Here is an 18420-nt window from a genome sequence, read left to right as displayed (position 1 = left end):
CTGACAACCTCGAACTGGCCTGATGGATCGGCTGTGGCGAACGGGTCGTTGCCGCCGAGGGACGCCGGCAGGGTAAGGCGTGCCCCGGCGTCCATGCGGCTTGCTGCGTGTTCCTGCCAGGAAAGCAGCGCTGCCCTGTTCACAAGGCAGCATAGCAGGCGAAAGGGTGATGACAATTTGATGTCAGTTGCGCGAGGCGGGGCCGCGCGGCGTTGCAGGCGACTGCCTGAACGCCGGAGTCAGCGCCGGGGCGAGGCCCCCAGTTCGGCGGCGATCTCGTCGGCGCACTGCTGCAGGCTCTCGCGGTAGCGTTCGCGCGCCACCGGGCTGTCCATCACCGCCTCAGGGCCGGACAGGTTGATCGCCGCGACCACCTCGCCCCGGTGGTTGCGTATGGCGCAGGCGATGGCGGTGGAGTAGTCGGAGCGGTGCATGACCCAGCCACGCTCGCGGTCACGCTCGATCAGCTGCTGCAGCTCGGGCAGGGTCTTCGGCGCGGGCGGCGGGTAGTCGTCGAGGCGCACGTGCTGGTAGAGCTTGTCCAGCTCCATGGGCGTCAGCGCACACAGCAGCATGCGCCCCATGGCCGTGCAGTGGCAGGGGATGCGGGTGCCGATGGGGATGTTCACCGACAGCCGCTGGGCGGCGAAAGCGCGGCCGACGTAGAGGCTGTCGGTGTGCTCGCGGATGGACAGGTGGCAGGACAGCGAGGTGCGATCGCGCAGCGCATTGAGGTGCGGCATGGCGATGTCCACCAGGTCGCGGCTGGCCAGGTAGGCGAAGCCGTCGCAGAGCACCTGCGGGCCCAGCTCGTAGCTGTTCTTGCCGAGCTTGCGCAGGTAGCCCATGTCGGTGAGCGTGATGAGGATACGGTAGATGGCCGAGACGCTGACGCCCAGGCGCTCGGCGATCGCGTTGCTGCTCAGGCTGCGCACCTCGGCGTTGAACATCTGCAGGATGCTCAGGCCGCGTTGCAGCGCCGGCACGCGGTAGTCCAGCTCGTCTTCGTGGATGCCCATGGCGTTGGCCTCCTGGAGGATGAAGCGCCATCCACCCTGCGCTCGGTCGTGGCCGCGCAGGGTGGATCACGTGGTGTCAGGGCAGGGCGTCGATGCCCACGGGGTGTCCATCGAATTCCTGCATGGCATCGAGCAGCGCGCCCCAGAAGTAATGCGCCGAGGCGCGGTCGCAGAGGAGGTGCAGGCCAGGCAGTTCGTCCTGGGGCAGGTTGGCGACGATGACGTTGACCCGTGCCGCCGAGGTCTGCGCCACGCTGCCGGGCGGGAAGGCTTCGGCGCGCAGGTTGACGCCGCACAGCTTGGCCATCACCTCGCTGCCGTGGCGCCCACTCAGCAGCAACCAGGCATGGCTGTCCTGGCGTGGCAGTAGGTAGTTGGGGCTGCCGTCGAACTGCCAGTCCTGCTCCTGCTGACGTACGCGCGCGCCGGCGTCGAGCAGGCTGCCCAGCAGCAGGTATTCGTTCTGCGACAAGCGCAGCACGGCACTCCCGTCGGCCTGGGCGAGCGCCTGGTTGGGCGCGCCCGGCAGGACGAAGCCCTGCGCCTGCAGGCAGGCCGCGCTGGCGACGCCGCGAAACCCGACCCGTGGCAGATTGCTCAGGTCCAGCAGCGCGCAGCGGGCGGCAATGACGCGCTCGTCCTGGTCGCCATGCGCGGTGGCGATGCAGCTGTCGCCAATCCGGCCCAGGCGGGCCTCGGCGTGCAACCGGTAGAGCGGGCTGCGTTCGCTGAAGTGTTCGGCTTCGATGCTCATGCTCACAGCTCCTGGCGTTGGTTTTCGGGGTCGTAGAAGGGCAGCTGCACCACCGTGGCCTGGACCATCTCGCCGCCTTCGACGCGGATCGGCAACAGCTGGCCGGGTGTGGCCTGCTCGGGCGCGCAGTAGGCCAGGCCGATGATCTGGCCGAGGGTCTGCGAGTATTCGCAGGAGGTGACGTTGCCGCTGATGTCCGCGCCCTTGAGCACCAGATGGCCTTCCAGCGGCTGGCTGCTGCCCCGGGGCAGGGTGAAACCGACCAGTTTGCGGATCGGCGCCTGCGCCTCGAGGATCTCCACGGCGCGCTTGCCGACGAAGAACGGCTTGCTGCGGGCGATGGCCCAGCGCATGTCGATCTCGGCCGGGCTGGTCATGCCGTCGGTGTCCTGGCCGATGATCACGTGGCCCTTTTCCAGGCGCAGCAGGCGCTGGGTCTCGACCCCGAACGGACGAATGTCATGCGCCTTGCCGGCCTCCATCAGCGCGTCCCACAACGCCTCGCCGTAGCGCGCCGGTGCGTGGATCTCGTACCCCAGCTCGCCGACGAAACCCACCCGTAGCAGGCGCACTGGAATACGTGTGCCGCAGAGGGTGAGCAGGCTGCCCTGGCGCACTGCCAGGTAGGGAAAACCCTCGGCGGACAGGTCGACGTCGTGGCACAGCCGGGCCAGCACCTGGCGTGACTCCGGCCCGGCCAGGTTGACGGCGGCCAGGGCGGCGCTGACGTTGGTGATGTCGACGTTCAGGCGCCACTGCGCATTCCACTTGAGCATCTGCTGGTAGACACGGTCGACGCCGCTGGTGGTGGCGCTGACATAGAAGTGCTGCTCTTTGAGGCGCGCGCAGACGCCATCGTCGATCACCACGCCCTGTTCGTTGGTCATCAGCGCGTAGCGCGAACGGCCCACCGGCTGCTTGGCGAAGGCGAAGGTGTAGAGGCGGTTGAGCAGTTCGGCGGCGTCCGGGCCACGCACGTCCAGGCCGCCGAGGGTGGACACGTCGATCAGCCCGACCTTCTCGCGCACGTGGCGCGCCTCGGCCTGCATGCAGGCCTCGCGTTGCTCGGGCGCGCCGTAGTAGGCCGGGCGCTGCCAGATGCCGGCGGGCATCATCTTCGCCCCCAGCTCCAGGTGGCGGGCGTGCATGGCGGTCTGCCGATACGGGTCGAAGCCACGCCCGGCGACCTGCGCCAGGGTTTCCGGACAGAACGGCGGGCGCGCCGTGGTCACCCCGGTTTCACTGACGCTACGCCCGGTGGCCTGGGCCACCAGGCGCGCGGTGGGCAGCGCCGAGTGGCGCCCCTGCGAAGGGCCCATGCCGACGGTGGAGAAGCGCTTGACCAGTTGCACGTCGCGGTAGCCGTGGCGGGTGGCGTTGACGATATCGCGTACCTGCAGGTCTTCGTCGAAGTCGACGAACTCCTTGCCCTTGGGGTGAGGGAAGATCGGCCAGGGGAAGTTGACCCGCGCCTCGCCCGCCAGCTCGCGCAGGGGCTGGCCGCTTTCCAGGCCCAGCGCCTGCAGGGCACGCAGGGCGCCATTGCTGGCGTCGGCCAGCAGCGTGTCGAGGGCGTTGCGCCCGTTCACCGAGCCGACCACCTGCAGCCCGGCAGGCAGGCCGGACAGACTGAAGGCGGCGCTGGCGTCGTCGTAGGCCAGCTTGCCGCCGGCCTGGCACGGCAACTGGTATGCCGGCATGTAACCGGCGGACATGCACAACAGGTCGCAGTCGATGCGCAGGCCGCTGCTCGTGACCTCGCCCTGGGCGGTGATGCGGCGCACGTCGACGGCGCTCAGGTGGTTGTCGCCGAGCGCCTCGTACACGGTGCTGCCGACATGGCAGGCAACGCCCCGGGTCTGCAGGGCGGTGACCAGGCTGCCGTCGCTGGCGCGCTCGCGCAGGTCCACCAGGGCGGCGACCTCGACCCCGGCATCGAGCAGGTCGAGGGCGGCCAGGTAGCCGTCGTCGTTGCCGGTCAGCAGCACGGCACGGGTGCCCGGCTTGACCGCATAGAGGCGGATCAGGCGCTGGGCGGCGCTGGTCAGCATCACCCCGGGCAGGTCGTTGTTGCGGAACACCACCGGCTGCTCGAAGGCGCCGGCGGCGACGATGCACTGGCGCGCGCGTACCTTGTACAGGCGGTTGCCCTGGAGCACCGGCAGGTAGTGGTCGGTGAACCAGGCGTTGCAGGTGGCCTGCCTGAGCACGCGGATATTGGCGTGGCCCTCGACGGCGGCCAGCAGTTCGCTGCGCAGCTCGCCCGCGCGCTTGCCCTCGACGTCGAAACGGGCCCAGGCCAGTGCGCCGCCGAGGTAGCTGTGCTGCTCGATCAGCAGCACCTTGGCGCCGGCATTGGCAGCGGTCAGCGCGGCACTCAGGCCGGCAGGGCCGGCACCGATCACCGCGAGGTCGGTGAACAGGAAGGCCTTGTCGTGGTACTGCGGCTGCAACGCCAGGTTCAGCACGCCGAGGCCGGCTTTCTTGCGCACCAGCGGCTCCCAGACCTTCCACATGCCTTTCGGCTTGTAGAAGGCGCGGTAGTAGAAACCCACCGGCATGAACCTGGAGAAATGCCCGAGCAGGGCGTCGCGGTCCCTGTCCAGGCTGCCGCTGTAGTTCTGCGCGCTGACCTGGAGGTCGGCGGCCAGCGGCTGCAGGTCGGCCAGCACATTGGGCTCGTCCGGCAGCTGCACCAGGGTATTGGCGTCCTGCCCGGCCATCGACAGCGGGCCGCGTGGGCGGTGGTACTTGAACGAACGCGACAGCAGCCAGCGCCGGTTGGCCAGCAGCGCGCTGGCGATGCTGTCGCCAGCCAGGCCCTGGTAGGTGCGGCCCTCGAAGTCGAAGCTGAGCGGCTGGTTGCGGTCGATCAGCAGGCCCAGCGGGGCCGGCAGGCGGACGTCGGCGCTCATGCGCTCACCTCTTCAGGCTGCTTGGCGGGGAGGGTGAAGTCGACGCGCTGGTCGAACAGTTCCTTCGGGTCGAAGGTGCGCAGGATCTCGTCGCTGACGGTGTGGCGCTCGGCGAGGAACCAGTAGCTGGAGGCGTTGTGCAGCCACCATTCGGTGACGACCCCGGCGCGGTTGTCGCAGTTGAACACGTAGTCGGCCCATTCGGCGTCCGAGCAGGTGCCTGGATCGGGCATGCGCCTGAGTTCGCCTCCGTAGGTGAATTCGTTGATGTTGCGGGGCCCGTTGAGCGGGCAGGGCATGATCTTCATTGCGCGTGACTCCTTGGCGAGCCAGGTTGAGCTGATCGTTGTAAGAACCGCGGGGGCGCCTGGCCTTGCCGGCGATCATCGCGGTCTGCCGAATGGATCGCCCGCAAGCGGACTCCTGCGGCACATGTCGTGCGTGTCTTCAGTGGCTCGCCGCCGTGGCGCCCATCTCGTTGACCTGGCGGAAGCTGGCGAAGCGCTCCAGGGCGAAGGGCTGGATCAGCGCGGGCGTCCTGCCGCCGCTGGCGACCAGCTCGGCCATGGTCCAGCCGCAGATCGGCGTGGCCTTGAAGCCCCAGGTGCCCCAGCCGGCGTCCAGGTAGTAGTTGTCCAGCGGCGAGCGACCCATGATCGGGCTGTAGTCCGGGGTCATGTCGGTGCTGCCGGTCCACTGGCGCATCAGCTTGGCGCCGGCCATGAACGGGAACATCTCGATGGCATGGGCCAGCAGGCTTTCCTTCAGGTCCAGGGTCGAGCGCGTGTTGTACAGCGGGTACGGGTCGGAGCCGCCGCCGAAGACGATCTCGCCACGGCTGGTCTGCTGCACGTAGCAGTGCAGCGCGCTGGAGCTCACCAGCGGGTCGAGGAACGGCTTGAACGGCTGGGTGACCATGGCCTGCAGCGGGTAGGTGTGGATCGGCGCCCTGATCCCCAGCTTGTTCATCAGCAGCGAGCTGGCCCCGGCCACCGCCTGTACCACGCAGCCGCAGCGCACGTCGCCGCGATTGGTGCGCAGGGTGGTGACCTTGCCGTTCTCGACGATGAAATCCTGCACCTCGGTGAGCTGGTGGATCTCCACGCCGCGCTTGGCCGCCTGCTTGGCGTAGCCCCAGGCCACGGCGTCGTGGCGCGCCGTGGCACCGTCGATGTGCCAGAGCCCGGCGAGCACGGGGAGGTGGCCGGGGTCGAGGTTGAGCATCGGCACCAGCTCGCGGATCTGCTGACGGTCGATCATCTCGGTGCGGCCACCGAAGTGCTTGTTCACTTCGGCGCGCTGGCGGAAGGCGCGTACCGTGGCGTCGGTGTGGGCCAGGGTGAGCTGGCCGCGCTCGGAATACATGATGTTGAAGTCGAACTCGTTGGACAGCGCCTTGAACATCCGCACCGACTCGGCGTAGAAGCGTACGCCCTCGCTGGTCAGGTAGTTGGAGCGGATCACCGCCGTGTTGCGCGCGGTGTTGCCGCTCCCCAGGTAGGACTTCTCCAGCACCGCGACGTTGGTCACGCCGTGGTACTTGGCCAGGTAGTAGGCGGTGGCCAGTCCATGGCCGCCACCGCCGATGATGACCACGTCATAGGCCGGCTTGAGGTCCTTTGGCGCAGGCAGGTCGACCTCCACGGGGTACTCCGAGGACAGGCCGTACTTGAGCAGGGCAAGGGGCATGGCGGTTACTCCTGGGCGCTCGGCGCATGTTGCTGGCGGGCAGCGGTGACGGTGTTGTGCATCAGCATGGCGATGGTCATCGGGCCGACCCCGCCGGGCACCGGGGTGATGGCCGAGGCCACCGGCTGCACGGCGTCGAAGTCGACGTCGCCGACCAGACGCGAGCGGCCGTCGTCCTCGATGCGGTTGATGCCGACGTCGATCACCACCGCGCCCGGCTTGATCCAGTCGGCGTCGATCATGCGCGGGCGGCCGACGGCGGCGACCACGATGTCGGCCTGACCGCAGAGGCGTTGCGGCTTGACGCTGCGCGAGTGCAGCACGGTGACGCTGCAGTCGGCGGCCAGCAGCAGCGCCGCCATCGGCTTGCCGACGATGTTCGAGCGCCCGACCACCACGGCGTGCTTGCCGGCCAGGTCGCCCAGGGTGTCGCGCAGCAGGCGCATGCAGCCCGCTGGTGTGCAGGGCGTGAGCACCGGGCGCCCCTGGCTGAGGCCGCCGACGTTCTCGCTGTGAAAGCCATCGACATCCTTGGCCGGGTCGATGGCCTGCAGCACCTGTGTCTCGCTGATGTGCGCCGGCAGCGGCAGCTGCACCAGGATGCCGTGCACAGAGGCATCGGCATTGAGCCCTTCGACCACCTCCAGCACCTCCGCCGCGCTGGCTTCGGCGCCCAGGCAGTATTCCAGCGAGCGGATGCCCACCTCACCGGCGCGCAGCACCTTGTTGCGCACGTAGACCTGGCTGGCCGGATCACTGCCGACCAGCACCACCGCCAGCGCCGGCTCGATGCCGCGCGCCTTGAGCGCGGCCACGTCGCCGGCGACTTCGGCGAGCACGCGGGCGGCGGTCGCCTTGCCGTCGATCAGTCGTGCGCTCATCGGAAGATCACCGTCTTGTCGTGGTTGAGGAACACGCGGTGTTCGAGGTGGTACTTGACCGCCTTGGACAGCGCCACCGTCTCGGTATCGCGGCCCACCGCCACCAGGGCATCGGGGGTGTAGTTGTGGTCCACGCGCTGCACTTCCTGCTCGATGATCGGGCCCTCGTCGAGGTCCGAGGTGACGTAGTGCGCGGTGGCGCCGATCAGCTTCACGCCACGGTCGAAGGCCTGGTGGTAGGGCTTGGCCCCCTTGAAACCGGGCAGGAACGAGTGGTGGATGTTGATGGCGCGGCCGGACAGCTGCTGGCACAGGTCATCGGAGAGGATCTGCATGTAGCGCGCCAGTACCACCAGTTCGGTCTGGGTCTCCTCGACGATCCTCAGCAGCTCGGCCTCCTGCTGGGCCTTGGTCTCGCGGGTCACCGGCAGGTAGATGAAGCGGATGCCCTCGCGCTCGGCCATCGGCCGCAGGTCGAGGTGGTTGGAGACGATGGCGGTGATCTGCATCTGCAGCTCGCCCTTCTGGTGGCGATAGAGCAGGTCGGCCAGGCAGTGGTCGTACTTGCTGACCATCAGCAGCACGCGCATCGGCTCGGTGCTGTCGTGCAGCTCCCAGGTCATCTCGAAGCGTTTGGCGACATCGACGAAACCGTCATGGATCTGCCGGATATCGCCGGCGAAATCACTGTTGAAACGAAACACCGCACGCATGAAGAACGCGCCGCTGATCTCGTCGTCGAACTGCGCCATCTCGCTGATGTAGCAACCATGGTCGGCGAGGTAGGAGGTCACGGCGGCGACGATGCCGGACGTGGCCGGGCAACTGATCTTGATCACGTACGGGTGCTTGGCGGGCTGCATGGCGAATCCTCTGCTGGGGGCTGCGGCAGGAAAATCTTCATGAGTGAAAGCGCTGTTCGTCTACGAATAAAATTTACTGTGACGAATCTATTTTTCGTGCTGGTGATTTTTATAAGTGAATGAACGTGCGCTGTCCATGCCTCTTGGGAATTTTTTTATCCCCAGGGGAAACATTGCGACAGAAGGCATCCGGGCGTGATGGGGCTGCATCGGGGGGCAGGGGAGCAGGCCGACACGGCCCGTCGTGAGGCACCTGCGCGCGTCAGCCTGACGGGCCTCACTGGCGGGTGGTGGGCAGTGATTGCCGGTAGGCGCGTGGCGTTTGCGCGAAGGCGCGCTTGAAGCAACGGCCGAACACGGTGGCCGAGGCGAAGCCCGCCTGCTCGGCGACCTGCTGTATCTGCAGGTCGGTGGACTGCAGCAGGCGTCGGGCGATCTTGTGTCGCTCTCGGCGGTGCTGCGCGCGAAGTGGCCCGCGCGAAGGGTTGTCCATTTGCGTCGAGAATACGTCCGCAGAGGTCGAATTTGGTCGATTTTGCCTTGCTAGAGTGAACGCCACCGGCCCGACCCGGTGCCGCGAGTCATCCACAACGGCCGCCCAGAGAGGACCGAGCATGGACAGAGCCACCGAGATTCGCCTGATCGCGCAACTGCTGGAACTCCACGCACGCGGCGAAACCCAGTACCACGAGACGACCCGGAGCCACGCCACCGAGCGCTACACCCGTGCGCAGTGGTTTGCCCGCGAGAAAGAGCGGATCTTTCGCAACCAGCCGCTGGCCATCGGTGCCGCCAACGAGGTGCCCAACCCGGGCGACTACCTGGCTCTGGACTGGCTCGACGGCGTGTCGCTGCTGATGGTGCGTGGCGAGGACGGTCAGGTGCGCGTGTTCGCCAATACCTGCCGGCACCGCAATGCACGGCTGGTGGCCAATGGCGAAAGCGGCTGCAGGAACAGGTTCGTCTGCCCCTACCACGCCTGGACCTACGACAGCCAAGGCCAACTGGCCGGCGCGCCGGATTTCGAGCGTGGTTTCGTCGGGCTGGACAAGGGCCGGCTGGGCCTGATCGAGTTCCCCAGCCGGGTCATCGGCGGCATCGTCTTCGTCCATCCGGACCGCAACCGGCAGGTACCTGCAGACCTGCTCGGCGCAGAGATGCTGTCCGGCATGCGCTACCTGGATATCGAGAACCAGCAGGTCTACAAGCGCCGCAGCTATGTGATCAAGGCCAACTGGAAGGTCCTGCTCGAGGGAGGGATCGAGGCCTATCACTTCAACGTGGCGCACAAGCACACCCTGGCGCCGTTCTTCCTGGGCAACCTGTCCACCTGGGAGAGCTGGGGCGGCCTGTACATGCGCATGATCCTGCCGAAGAAGCCGCTGCTCGAAGCGCCCGACCTGCCCGAGACGCAATGGGACATGCGCCGGATGGCCAACATCATCTACACCCTGTCGCCCACCGTGCTGTTGCTCGCCCAGCCGGACAACATCTCGCTGATCCGCATGGTGCCGCTGGCAGTCGGGGAAACCCGCATCGAAGAAGTGCTGCTGGTCGATCGCCCGCAAGACGGCGGCAGCGAGTGGTCGGCTGACGAACTGCGCAGGCACGAGACCAACCACAATCTGGTGAACAAGATCCTCATGGAGGACTGGGTACTTGGCGAAACCATCCAGGCCAACATGCAGAGCGGAGTGGTCGATGAAGTCCACTTCGGCCGCTTCGAATCGGCCCTGACCTGGCTGCACGACGAATACGAACGCGCGATGGATGTCGAGCAGATGGTCGTCGCCAGGCAGGTATGAGCGGCGAGCGATACAGTACGGAATGAGCGGTGTTCCCTGGACTTGTGTGCCCGGACGGTCGCTGAGCTACGCTCAGTACCGGAGCGCTCGCTTCTTGGGGCCAGGCATTTATCTGCAGTCATCTGGCCTCCTACGGTGTTGTAAAAGTGCGCAATACGATTCGCTATTGGCCTGGACCAGCCTTTTATAGCCGGTCGTTTGCAGCGAGAAGTGCGCAGTCATCCCGATAAATGAACCTGTCTCCCTGTTCGCTCAGCTACCCAAAAACCAGGAGGGTTTTCATGAGCAATGATCATCTCAAGTTCTATGACAAGGAAGATCGCGCTTCTGCGCTGCCGAGATTGTTTGCTGGGGCCATTGTTGGCCACACCACGACCAACACCGCTCGTATCTGGGTGCGCGCCCATACACCGGGAGATTACTACCTGATTGTCTCCGCTGATCCATTGCCAGAAAGCGGCCAACCCTACGACATACATGGCCAGCAATTACGCGTGGAGGACAGTACAGGTTTGACGACTGTGATTGGTGAGTTGCATGAAATCTCACTGAAATACAGTACCGATGTAACCGGTGTGATAGACCTCGACAACTTGAAGGCCGGGACACGCTATTACTACGGGCTTTTCAGTCTGCTCAAAAAGCGCTCTGAGCGTTGGGAGGTTGGCCGGGACGCACAACTATCCTTCTGCACGCAGCCTGCCGACGTCGAGCGCTGTGTTTTTGGCTTCTACAGTTGTCACATGCCCTTTAAGGGTGGCAATGCTTACAACATGGACATGTGGTCCATGTTTGCGGATGTCCTAGAGGACAACGACTCGGACTTTCTGATTGGCGGCGGAGACCAAGTCTATACCGATGGAGACAAGAGCATTGACATCTGGCGCTGGCTCGTCAAGCACCTCAAAGAGGTAGCTCAACTGAGTGACAGCAAACAGCGAGATGTCATGCTCTCCTGGTACCGTGACATCTATCGCTCATATTGGGGCGCTAACTCGACCAAGCAGGTGTATCGCTCCTACCCCAACTACATGATTTGGGATGATCACGAAATCATGGATGGATGGGGCTCTTACACTGATGCTGAATTAGCAGACAAGCTGGACACGATATTTCAGTGGCAGAACACAGCCACCAATCTGACCCTGGCCCGTAACATGTTTTATTGCGCGCGGCAGGTCTATTACGAGTACCAGCATTCCCACAATCCACACACGCCATTCGGTCCCAAGGCAGAAGACTGCCAGTGGGACTACACGTTTCGTTGGGGACCGCTGTCTTTCTTTGTCATGGACATGCGCGGGCATCGTCGATACGACCCGGCACAGAAAGCCAATCCTGCCTATAACCCTGTCCTTGGTGATGACCAGTGGGCACGTCTCACGAGTTGGTTAAGCGCACCTGACAATAACGAGGATGCCTTCTTCCTGGTATCACCGGTACCTGTCATTCATGCCAACGACTATATCGTCAACGTCGCTGATATCAACGCCTTGGGTCTGGCTGACGACCTTCGGGACGAGTGGGATCACTACAGCAACCAGCATGAGCGGAACCGCTTGCTGAAAGAGTGCTTCACATTGTCACAGAACACCGGAAAACCAGTGGTCTTTCTCAGTGGTGATGTCCATGTCGGCGCATCGTTCTCGCTGTTCTGTCGACAGTATCCGGGCGCACGTCTCTATCAAATCACATCGAGTGCCATAACTTATGCCAAGACACCAGGGGGGTTACTGAAGCTTATCGTCAAGAATCGCGGAAAACTTTCCAATTCGGATCTGGATATTGACTATGAGCGGCTCGGCGACGTTTTTCCGGGGCGGAATTTCAGTTTGATGAAATATCAAAAGGTCAACGGAAAATCGCAGCTATTCTGGGACCTCTATGGTAAATCTGGTGAAATTGATAATGCGGTGATCAAGCTGAAGCGAGTGCACATCCTGTATCCGTGAGAGACGGTGGCCGCCGGACCGGAAAAGGGGGCAAATTTATTTACTGTGTGGCTGTCCGCTTGTGGCCGCTTTGAGCCTGTCGCATCAGGCTGGAATCGGCCAGAAGCAGCCGCTTGGTATGCAGTCGCCCAATCCGTGAGCCACTTGCTTTAGCGAGACTAGGATTTGTCAATGGCGTGTAAACGGCACTAAAGTCCAAGTTGATGTCGTCGATCTGGCACCCTTGGCAATCACGCCTGTTTAGAGGTCGGGGTTAGAGGAGGTTAGCCTCTCCAACCTGCGCCTAATGAGCGTAGGTGCTGAGGTTTTCACCTTTTAGCGCCGCTGATATGATGCCACTCGGATCTTGAGCAAAAGCTACTATCGTCATGAACGGCACGCGAAATAGGCGGCAGCTTTCGGCACCGCCCACTTTAGGGAGTAAAAAATGGCGCTTCCAATGTTGCGCGAGCAATACGATTTCAGAGTACGAAGTACTGGCGAACCTATCGATATGCAGGTCTTCTGCCGGCATGTCTGTGCTAATGGCGGTGAATCGGTACTGAAGGAAATTTACGCGCACGCATCTGAAGTCATTTCAAATGTCTATCAGCATGCTCCACGTAGTGAAGGAGATATCGTGGAGTGGTTTTTTGACTGCCGGGTCATTGGAAATGACTTCCAGGTGGCTATCGAGGATGACGGTGTTGGTATATTCGAGTCATTGAAGATCAGTCACGGTTCCAAATTGCCGCTCGAAAAGTTACTACAACCTCCTATCAAAAGGTTGGCACATCGTGGAATGGGACTTTCAGCTCTATTTCGCGACTTTGATAAGGGTAGAGTGTCGAGCGCTATGTTCCAGAGTCCCGCAGGTACGGTCAAACTCGGGTCACCAAATCTTAATTCCATTCCTCTTTCGATAGCCCAGGGTACACGTGTCGTATTTACCGTTCCGCTATGGGTTAGATCGGTATGAAAGGGAAAATAATTGAGGTGAAAAATACCTGCCCCTACCCAGGTGGGCGATACAGACAACATGGCTCGGGAAGTGGCGAAGAGTTTCGTGATGATGTGCTCCAGCCGGCCTTAGAAAACGAGAGGCTAGTAACCCTGGACTTCTCAGGCATATATGGGATGGGTGAGTCTTTTCTTGAGGAGGTATTTGGGGGGCTGGTGAGGATACACGGCCACTCGGAGCAGGAACTAATGGCACGATTAAACGTTATTGCAGATACAGACACCGAACGATCGTTAATCGTCAACAGCATTAAGTCTTATACAAAGCTCCCATGAGTGAGCTTAATTTTATCCCACTCATAACCGGTGTCATTGGTGCCGCGCTTGGCGTATGGATTACCATATCCAGAACCAAATACACGGTTTATTCAGCTGACTTTTCAAAGCGGATGGAACAACTTGTCGCCTTGGTTGACAAGTTTAGCGATTGCGCTTGCCGATATTGGATAAAAGATGCATCCGACCGGCTCAAGATCGAGGCTGATTATGTTCTCGGACTGAAGTCTAGCCTGACTGTAGCAATTGATGCTCTGAATAGAGATTATAAAGGTTTCAATGGCAAACAGATTCTCGATGCACTTAGTAAATTTAATGTAGCGTGTACGGGGCACAATTTTCCAAGTAGAGAGATGACTCAGGGCCATACCGCGCCTCTTGCGGAAATACTTAACACGGCGGAAAAACTGAAATGTGAAATTTTGCGCGCGCGTAAAAATAACTATGGATGGCGCGACGCTGTGAGAAGACCGAAAGCTTCAGTTGAACAATGATGTAAGGCCTACTCAGGGCCTGAAGAAACCTATCGAAAGCGACATTACCGGCTCTTACCGGTTTATAGCGATTGCGGAATCTCAGGCAACGAAGCTTGTGACGAAGCTGAGGAGAGAGGGATCGCAGGTCGGGAGCTATTTATAAGTTCGATTACCAAGCGCTTAGATGGTTTTCATCATGCAGTCCTGCTGTGTGATGGTCGAATCGTTATAGACAACAGAGAGTTGATCGCAATTAATTTATCAGGTGCACTGTCCGCTTTTGGCCGAAAGCAGCCAACCTCCTAACCACTGCAGCTACCTGAAATCCCGGCTCCGTATATCCAGCCCGGTCAGCAGCTGGGTCAGGTCGATCAGGCGGCCGGCGATGAGGTGGCGTACGCCGTCCACCGTTTCCAGGTGGCCGTCGATGCGCAGCAGTTGTGACTGCACGAGTACGCGGCGTTGGCGTTCGGCGAGGTCGTGCCAGACGACCACGTTGATCATGCCGAACTCGTCTTCGAGGGTGACGAAGATGACGCCGCTGGCGGTTTGCGGTCGTTGCCGGCCGATCACCAGGCCGGCGACGCTGACGGCGCGGCCGTGTTCGACCGCCTGCAGGTCGTGCGAGCTTTTGCAGCGCTCGGCGCGCAGCGTTTCGCGCAGCAGGGCCAGGGGATGGGGGCCGAGGGTGGTGCCGAGGGTGTCGTAGTCGGTGAGCAGGTTCTCGCCCACCGTGGGTTCGGGCAGGCTCAGCGCGCTTTCCTGAGAGGCGGCGATGCCGGCGAACAGCGGTAGTTGTTCCTCGACGCCGGCGACGGCCCAGCGGGCCTGGTAGCGGTGCCCGACCAGGCCGCTCAGGGCGCCGGCATCGGCCAGGCGTTCGCTGGCGCTGGCATCCAGGCGGGCGCGGCGGCAGAGGTCTTCCACGCCACTGAACGCGGCGGCCTGGCGGGCCGTTTCGATCCGTCGGGCTTCCTCTTCACGCATGCCGCGAATCATCCGCAGCCCCAGGCGGATGGCCGGCTGCATGCCGTCGCTGGCTTCGAGGCTGCAGTCCCAGTCGCTGTGGCGGACGTCGACCGGGCGTACCTGAATGCCGTGGCGCCGAGCATCCTGCAGTATCTGGTCGGGGCTGTAGAAGCCCATGGGCCAGCTGTTGACCAAGGCGCAGGCGTAGGCGGCGGGTTCGTGGCATTTCAGCCAGCAGCTGGCGTAGGCGAGGAGGGCGAAGCTGGCGGCGTGGGATTCGGGAAAGCCATAGCTGCCGAAGCCTTCGATCTGCCTGAAGATGCGCTCGGTGAACTCCACCGTGTAGCCCTTTTCCAGCATGCGTGAGGTCAGCCGCTGGCGGTGTGGTTCGAGCCCGCCATGGCGCTTCCAGGCGGCCATGCTGCGGCGCAGTTCGTCGGCCTCGCCGGGCGTGTAGTCGGCGGCGACGATGGCCAGTTCCATCACCTGTTCCTGGAACAGCGGCACGCCCAGGGTGCGCTCGAACACCGGCTTCAATTCCGCCGAGGGGAAGTCGACGGGTTCTTCGCCATTCCGGCGGCGCAGGTAGGGATGCACCATGTCGCCCTGGATCGGCCCGGGGCGGACGATGGCGACCTGGATCACCAGGTCGTAGAAGGTCTGCGGGCGCAGGCGCGGGAGCATGGCCATCTGCGCGCGGGATTCGATCTGGAAGGCGCCGATGGTGTCCGCACGGCTGATCATGGCGTAGGTGGCCGGGTCGTTGGCGGGCAGGGTGGCCAGGGTCCAGTGCGTGCCACGGTAGCGCTCGATCAGGGCGAAGCAGCGGCGCAGGGCGCTGAGCATGCCGAGGGCGAGCACGTCGACCTTGAGCAGGCCGACCAGGTCCAGGTCGTCCTTGTCCCACTGGATGACGGTGCGCTCGGCCATGCTGGCGTTCTCCACCGGCACCAGGGTGTCGAGTGCGTGTTCGGAGACCACGAAACCGCCAGGGTGCTGCGACAGGTGACGAGGAAAGCCGATCAGCTCACCGGTCAGCACCAGCACCCGGCGCAGCAGCGGGTTGTGCGGGTCGAATCCGGCCTCCTGCAGACGCTCGGCCGAGGGTGGTTCGTTGCTCCAGCGACCGCAGCAGTCGGCCAGCGCGTTGACCTGGTCGGGCGGCAGGCCGAGCGCCTTGGCGACGTCGCGCACCGCGCCGGCGCCGTGGTAGGTGTTGACCACGGCGGTCAGCGCCGCGCGGGTGCGGCCGTAGCGGCGGAACACGTACTGAATGACTTCCTCGCGGCGCTCGTGTTCGAAGTCCACGTCGATGTCCGGCGGCTCGTTGCGCTCGCGCGAGAGAAAACGCTCGAACAGTAGCCGGTTGCAGGTGGGGTCGAGTTCGGTGATACCGAGCACGAAGCACACTGCCGAGTTGGCCGCCGAGCCGCGTCCCTGGCAGAGGATGCTGTGTTCGCGGGCGAACTGGACGATGTCGTGGACGGTGAGGAAGTAGCTCTCGTACTGCAGCTCGGCGATCAGGCTCAGTTCGTGTTCCAGCTGGGCGCGCGCCCGTTCGGGCACGGCCTGGGGCCAGCGCCAGCAGGCACCGCGCTCGACCAGATGGCGCAGCCAGGAGGTGGCGTCATGGCCCGCAGGCACCAGTTCGCGGGGGTAGCGATACTGCAGTTGGCCGAGGTCGAAGCGGCAGCGTTCGGCGATGCGCAGGGTCTCGTCGAGCAGGGCCCCCGGGTACAGCTCGGCCAGTTCCTCATACCGGCGCAGGTGGCGCTCTCCGTTGGCGAACAGGTAGGCGCCCGCGTCGGCCACGGGCAGGTGCTGGCGGATGGCGCTCATGCAGTCCTGCAGGGCGCGGCGGCCACGGGCGTGCATGTGTACATCGCCGCAGGCCACGGCGGGCAGGGCGCAGGCCTGGGCCAGGTCGAGCAGTCGCTGCAGGCGAGCGTTGTCGTCCGCGCCCCGGTGCAGTTCGACGCCGAGCCACAGACGTTCGCGGAAGCGGCTGCGCAGCCAGGGCAGGGGCTGGGCATCCTGGGCTTCCAGCCAGATCGCCAGCAGCCCATCGAGCGGGGCCTCGAAGTCTTCGCGCAACAGGCGGTAGGTGCCTTTCGCGGCCCGCCGTCGGGCACGGGTGATCAAGCCGCAGAGGGCCTGATAACCCGCCAGGTTCTCGGCCAGCAGCACCAGCTTGGGGCCACCCTCGATCAGCACTTCACTGCCGACGATCAAGGCCACGTTCTGTTTCTTGGCCGCCTGCCAGGCGCGCACGATGCCGGCCAGGGTGCATTCGTCGGTGATCGCCAGGGCTCGGTAGCCGAGGCGGGCAGCACGCTCGAACAGCTCCTGGGCGCTGGAGGCGCCGCGCTGGAAACTGAAGTTCGACAGGCAATGCAGTTCGGCGTAGCCGTTCATGCGAACCAGCCGTGCAACTGCAGGGGGCCACTGCTGCCGACCGGGCGGAAGGCCCAGCCGCGCTGGCCGCTGCGGGTCTCCACGATGTAGTAGTCGCGGCGTATGTCGTCGCCGTCCCACCAGCCGGATTCGATGCGCTCCGGGCCGCAGAGGATGCGCAGCGATGCCTCCTGCAGTGCCTGTGGTTCGGCGAGCAGCCAGCCGGGGCGCGGCGCACTGGCGGGCAGCGCTGCGGCGATTGGTTCCTGCGTCCAGGCGCGTTCGGGGCGGTGATCGGCACGCGCGCCGAGGCCATGTACGGCCTCGTCACCGAGGCGGGCACGCAGGCGTTCGCGCAGCTGTTCCCAGGGTTGGTTCTGCTGCGGGCGTTCAGTGAACAGCTGATGATGCTGCGGGGCGAAGGCGGGCAGTTCGCGTGCGACCAGGCGCACCGCCAGGACCGGCGCGGGCAGTTGCTGGTGTTCCAGCCGGCCACGGGTCAGTTCGAAGAGCATGCCGGCGTCGCGCTCGGCGCTGAGCAGGCCGATCTGCACCCGGGTTTCGTTGCCGGTGCGGTGTTCCAGGTGCAGGGTGAAGCGCTGCACGCCACTGTCGCGGCTCGCCAGGTAGGCGGCGAGGTCAGCGGTCAGGCGGCGTAGCGGGAAGAGCAGGGCCTGGTGCGACGCCACTTCGAAGTTCAGTTCGATGCGGGTGTCGAAGACATCCGGCGGTGTGTAGAACTCCAGGGCCAGGGGGCGCTGCCCGAGCAGGGTGTCGAGCTGCGCCAGCACCTCGGCCGGGAAGCGCCTGGCCACGCTGGCGCGCGGCAGTTCCCAGAGTTGCCGCAGCTGTCTCAGGCCCATGCGGTTGAAGGCGCTGCTCGCGGTGGCGCTCAGGCCGAGGCGATCCACCGGCAGCGGGGCAAGCAGCTGTCGCAGGCCATGCGCATCGCTGGCCAGCAGACCGTCGCCGACGTTGACCAGCACGCGTGCTGCCGCCGGGTTAGGGGCGGCGGCGATGCGGTGCTGAAAACCCAGGGCGGCGAGCTCCGTGCGCAGGCGCGCCTCGAAGGATGGCCAGGGGCCGAACAGACCCAGGCTGGATTGCACCTCCAGCAGCAGGCAGCGCGGGTAGTGCAGGCTGACCTGGGCGCTGAAACCATAGGCCCAGGCCGCCAGGAAACGGTGCCAGCGTTCGATCTGCCCGACGTCGTACTCGCAGGTGGCGAAGTCGTGCGTCAGGGCCTGCGCGGCGGTCAGCGACAGGCCCGGTTTCAGGCCGAGCGCACGTGCGGCCGGGTTGACGGCCTGCAGCACGCGGCGCTGAGGCGAACCGCTGAGCAGCGCCAGTGGCGTCTCGCTGTCGCTGCGTTGGCGCAGCACGCCGTCCATGGCCAGTTGCGGCAGCAGGATGCAGGCCCAGAGCATG

Annotated in this window: 15 protein-coding genes; 5 read left to right on the top strand and 10 right to left on the bottom strand. The window is 64.2% G+C overall.

From position 1 onward, the window contains the following. Positions 1-239: 239 nt before the first annotated feature. The 8 genes from JLK41_RS18310 to JLK41_RS18275 form a co-directional block, all read right to left on the bottom strand. Entirely contained in the window at positions 240-1019 is a 780-nt protein-coding gene (locus tag JLK41_RS18310; RefSeq protein WP_047584622.1) for an IclR family transcriptional regulator, read from the bottom strand. Between the two features lie 76 nt (positions 1020-1095). Beyond that, positions 1096-1773 (bottom strand): sarcosine oxidase subunit gamma, encoded by a 678-nt coding sequence (locus tag JLK41_RS18305; RefSeq protein WP_210389539.1) that lies wholly within the window; start codon positions 1771-1773, stop codon positions 1096-1098. A 2-nt stretch (positions 1774-1775) separates the two neighbouring features. Beyond that, the gene (locus tag JLK41_RS18300) at positions 1776-4688 is read right to left on the bottom strand and encodes a 2Fe-2S iron-sulfur cluster-binding protein (RefSeq protein WP_210389538.1); all 2913 of its coding nucleotides are present in this window, start codon (positions 4686-4688) and stop codon (positions 1776-1778) included. Beyond that, a complete protein-coding gene (locus JLK41_RS18295) occupies positions 4685-4996 on the bottom strand; it encodes a sarcosine oxidase subunit delta (protein ID WP_037049167.1) in 312 nt (103 codons plus the stop codon). Before JLK41_RS18295 ends, JLK41_RS18300 begins: the two co-directional genes overlap by 4 nt. Before the next feature lie 139 nt (positions 4997-5135). After that, complete coding sequence (locus JLK41_RS18290) at positions 5136-6377, bottom strand: FAD-dependent oxidoreductase (RefSeq protein WP_134677112.1); 1242 nt, start codon at positions 6375-6377, stop codon at positions 5136-5138. A 5-nt stretch (positions 6378-6382) separates the two neighbouring features. After that, positions 6383-7258: a bifunctional methylenetetrahydrofolate dehydrogenase/methenyltetrahydrofolate cyclohydrolase FolD gene (folD, locus tag JLK41_RS18285; protein ID WP_134677113.1), complete on the bottom strand. Its 876-nt coding sequence runs from the start codon at positions 7256-7258 to the stop codon at positions 6383-6385. After that, positions 7255-8121 (bottom strand): formyltetrahydrofolate deformylase, encoded by an 867-nt coding sequence (gene purU, locus JLK41_RS18280; protein WP_210389537.1) that lies wholly within the window; start codon positions 8119-8121, stop codon positions 7255-7257. Before purU ends, folD begins: the two co-directional genes overlap by 4 nt. Before the next feature lie 277 nt (positions 8122-8398). Then, positions 8399-8614: a helix-turn-helix domain-containing protein gene (locus JLK41_RS18275; protein WP_167494363.1), complete on the bottom strand. Its 216-nt coding sequence runs from the start codon at positions 8612-8614 to the stop codon at positions 8399-8401. A 121-nt stretch (positions 8615-8735) separates the two neighbouring features. Between JLK41_RS18275 and JLK41_RS18270 the strand changes: the two genes are divergently transcribed. The 5 genes from JLK41_RS18270 (at position 8736) to JLK41_RS18250 (ending at position 13647) form a co-directional block, all read left to right on the top strand. Next, complete coding sequence (locus tag JLK41_RS18270; RefSeq protein ID WP_134677116.1) at positions 8736-9926, top strand: aromatic ring-hydroxylating oxygenase subunit alpha; 1191 nt, start codon at positions 8736-8738, stop codon at positions 9924-9926. A 281-nt stretch (positions 9927-10207) separates the two neighbouring features. After that, the gene (locus JLK41_RS18265; protein WP_167494364.1) at positions 10208-11878 is read left to right on the top strand and encodes an alkaline phosphatase D family protein; all 1671 of its coding nucleotides are present in this window, start codon (positions 10208-10210) and stop codon (positions 11876-11878) included. Positions 11879-12305: 427 nt separating this feature from the next. Then, on the top strand, positions 12306-12836 hold the full coding sequence (locus JLK41_RS18260; protein ID WP_134677120.1) for a sensor histidine kinase: 531 nt from the start codon (positions 12306-12308) through the stop codon (positions 12834-12836). Next, a complete protein-coding gene (locus JLK41_RS18255) occupies positions 12833-13153 on the top strand; it encodes an STAS-like domain-containing protein (RefSeq protein ID WP_134677119.1) in 321 nt (106 codons plus the stop codon). Before JLK41_RS18260 ends, JLK41_RS18255 begins: the two co-directional genes overlap by 4 nt. Then, the gene (locus JLK41_RS18250) at positions 13150-13647 is read left to right on the top strand and encodes a hypothetical protein (RefSeq protein WP_134677118.1); all 498 of its coding nucleotides are present in this window, start codon (positions 13150-13152) and stop codon (positions 13645-13647) included. The genes JLK41_RS18255 and JLK41_RS18250 overlap by 4 nt, the downstream gene beginning before the upstream one ends. A 297-nt stretch (positions 13648-13944) precedes the next feature. Here the strand turns inward: JLK41_RS18250 and JLK41_RS18245 are convergent, their stop codons facing one another. Together JLK41_RS18245 and JLK41_RS18240 are read right to left on the bottom strand one after the other, a co-directional pair. After that, positions 13945-17013, bottom strand: coding sequence for an error-prone DNA polymerase (locus tag JLK41_RS18245; protein WP_210389536.1), 3069 nt, complete (start codon positions 17011-17013; stop codon positions 13945-13947). Continuing rightward, positions 17010-18419: a Y-family DNA polymerase gene (locus tag JLK41_RS18240; protein WP_210389535.1), complete on the bottom strand. Its 1410-nt coding sequence runs from the start codon at positions 18417-18419 to the stop codon at positions 17010-17012. Before JLK41_RS18240 ends, JLK41_RS18245 begins: the two co-directional genes overlap by 4 nt. Between the last annotated feature and the right edge of the window lies 1 nt (position 18420).

This window comes from Ectopseudomonas khazarica (genome assembly GCF_017915135.1).
Taxonomy (GTDB): domain Bacteria; phylum Pseudomonadota; class Gammaproteobacteria; order Pseudomonadales; family Pseudomonadaceae; genus Aquipseudomonas; species Aquipseudomonas khazarica.
Note: the sequence above shows the minus strand (reverse complement) of the source record. Positions and strands in the feature narration are given on the sequence as shown.

Coding starts and splice junctions, on each gene's coding strand:
- JLK41_RS18310 (WP_047584622.1), bottom strand. CDS start 1,019: ATGGGCATCCACGAAGACGAGCTGGACTACCGCGTGCCGGCGCTGCAA.
- JLK41_RS18305 (WP_210389539.1), bottom strand. CDS start 1,773: ATGAGCATCGAAGCCGAACACTTCAGCGAACGCAGCCCGCTCTACCGG.
- JLK41_RS18300 (WP_210389538.1), bottom strand. CDS start 4,688: ATGAGCGCCGACGTCCGCCTGCCGGCCCCGCTGGGCCTGCTGATCGAC.
- JLK41_RS18295 (WP_037049167.1), bottom strand. CDS start 4,996: ATGAAGATCATGCCCTGCCCGCTCAACGGGCCCCGCAACATCAACGAA.
- JLK41_RS18290 (WP_134677112.1), bottom strand. CDS start 6,377: ATGCCCCTTGCCCTGCTCAAGTACGGCCTGTCCTCGGAGTACCCCGTG.
- folD (WP_134677113.1), bottom strand. CDS start 7,258: ATGAGCGCACGACTGATCGACGGCAAGGCGACCGCCGCCCGCGTGCTC.
- purU (WP_210389537.1), bottom strand. CDS start 8,121: ATGCAGCCCGCCAAGCACCCGTACGTGATCAAGATCAGTTGCCCGGCC.
- JLK41_RS18275 (WP_167494363.1), bottom strand. CDS start 8,614: ATGGACAACCCTTCGCGCGGGCCACTTCGCGCGCAGCACCGCCGAGAG.
- JLK41_RS18270 (WP_134677116.1), top strand. CDS start 8,736: ATGGACAGAGCCACCGAGATTCGCCTGATCGCGCAACTGCTGGAACTC.
- JLK41_RS18265 (WP_167494364.1), top strand. CDS start 10,208: ATGAGCAATGATCATCTCAAGTTCTATGACAAGGAAGATCGCGCTTCT.
- JLK41_RS18260 (WP_134677120.1), top strand. CDS start 12,306: ATGGCGCTTCCAATGTTGCGCGAGCAATACGATTTCAGAGTACGAAGT.
- JLK41_RS18255 (WP_134677119.1), top strand. CDS start 12,833: ATGAAAGGGAAAATAATTGAGGTGAAAAATACCTGCCCCTACCCAGGT.
- JLK41_RS18250 (WP_134677118.1), top strand. CDS start 13,150: ATGAGTGAGCTTAATTTTATCCCACTCATAACCGGTGTCATTGGTGCC.
- JLK41_RS18245 (WP_210389536.1), bottom strand. CDS start 17,013: ATGAACGGCTACGCCGAACTGCATTGCCTGTCGAACTTCAGTTTCCAG.
- JLK41_RS18240 (WP_210389535.1), bottom strand. CDS start 18,419: ATGCTCTGGGCCTGCATCCTGCTGCCGCAACTGGCCATGGACGGCGTG.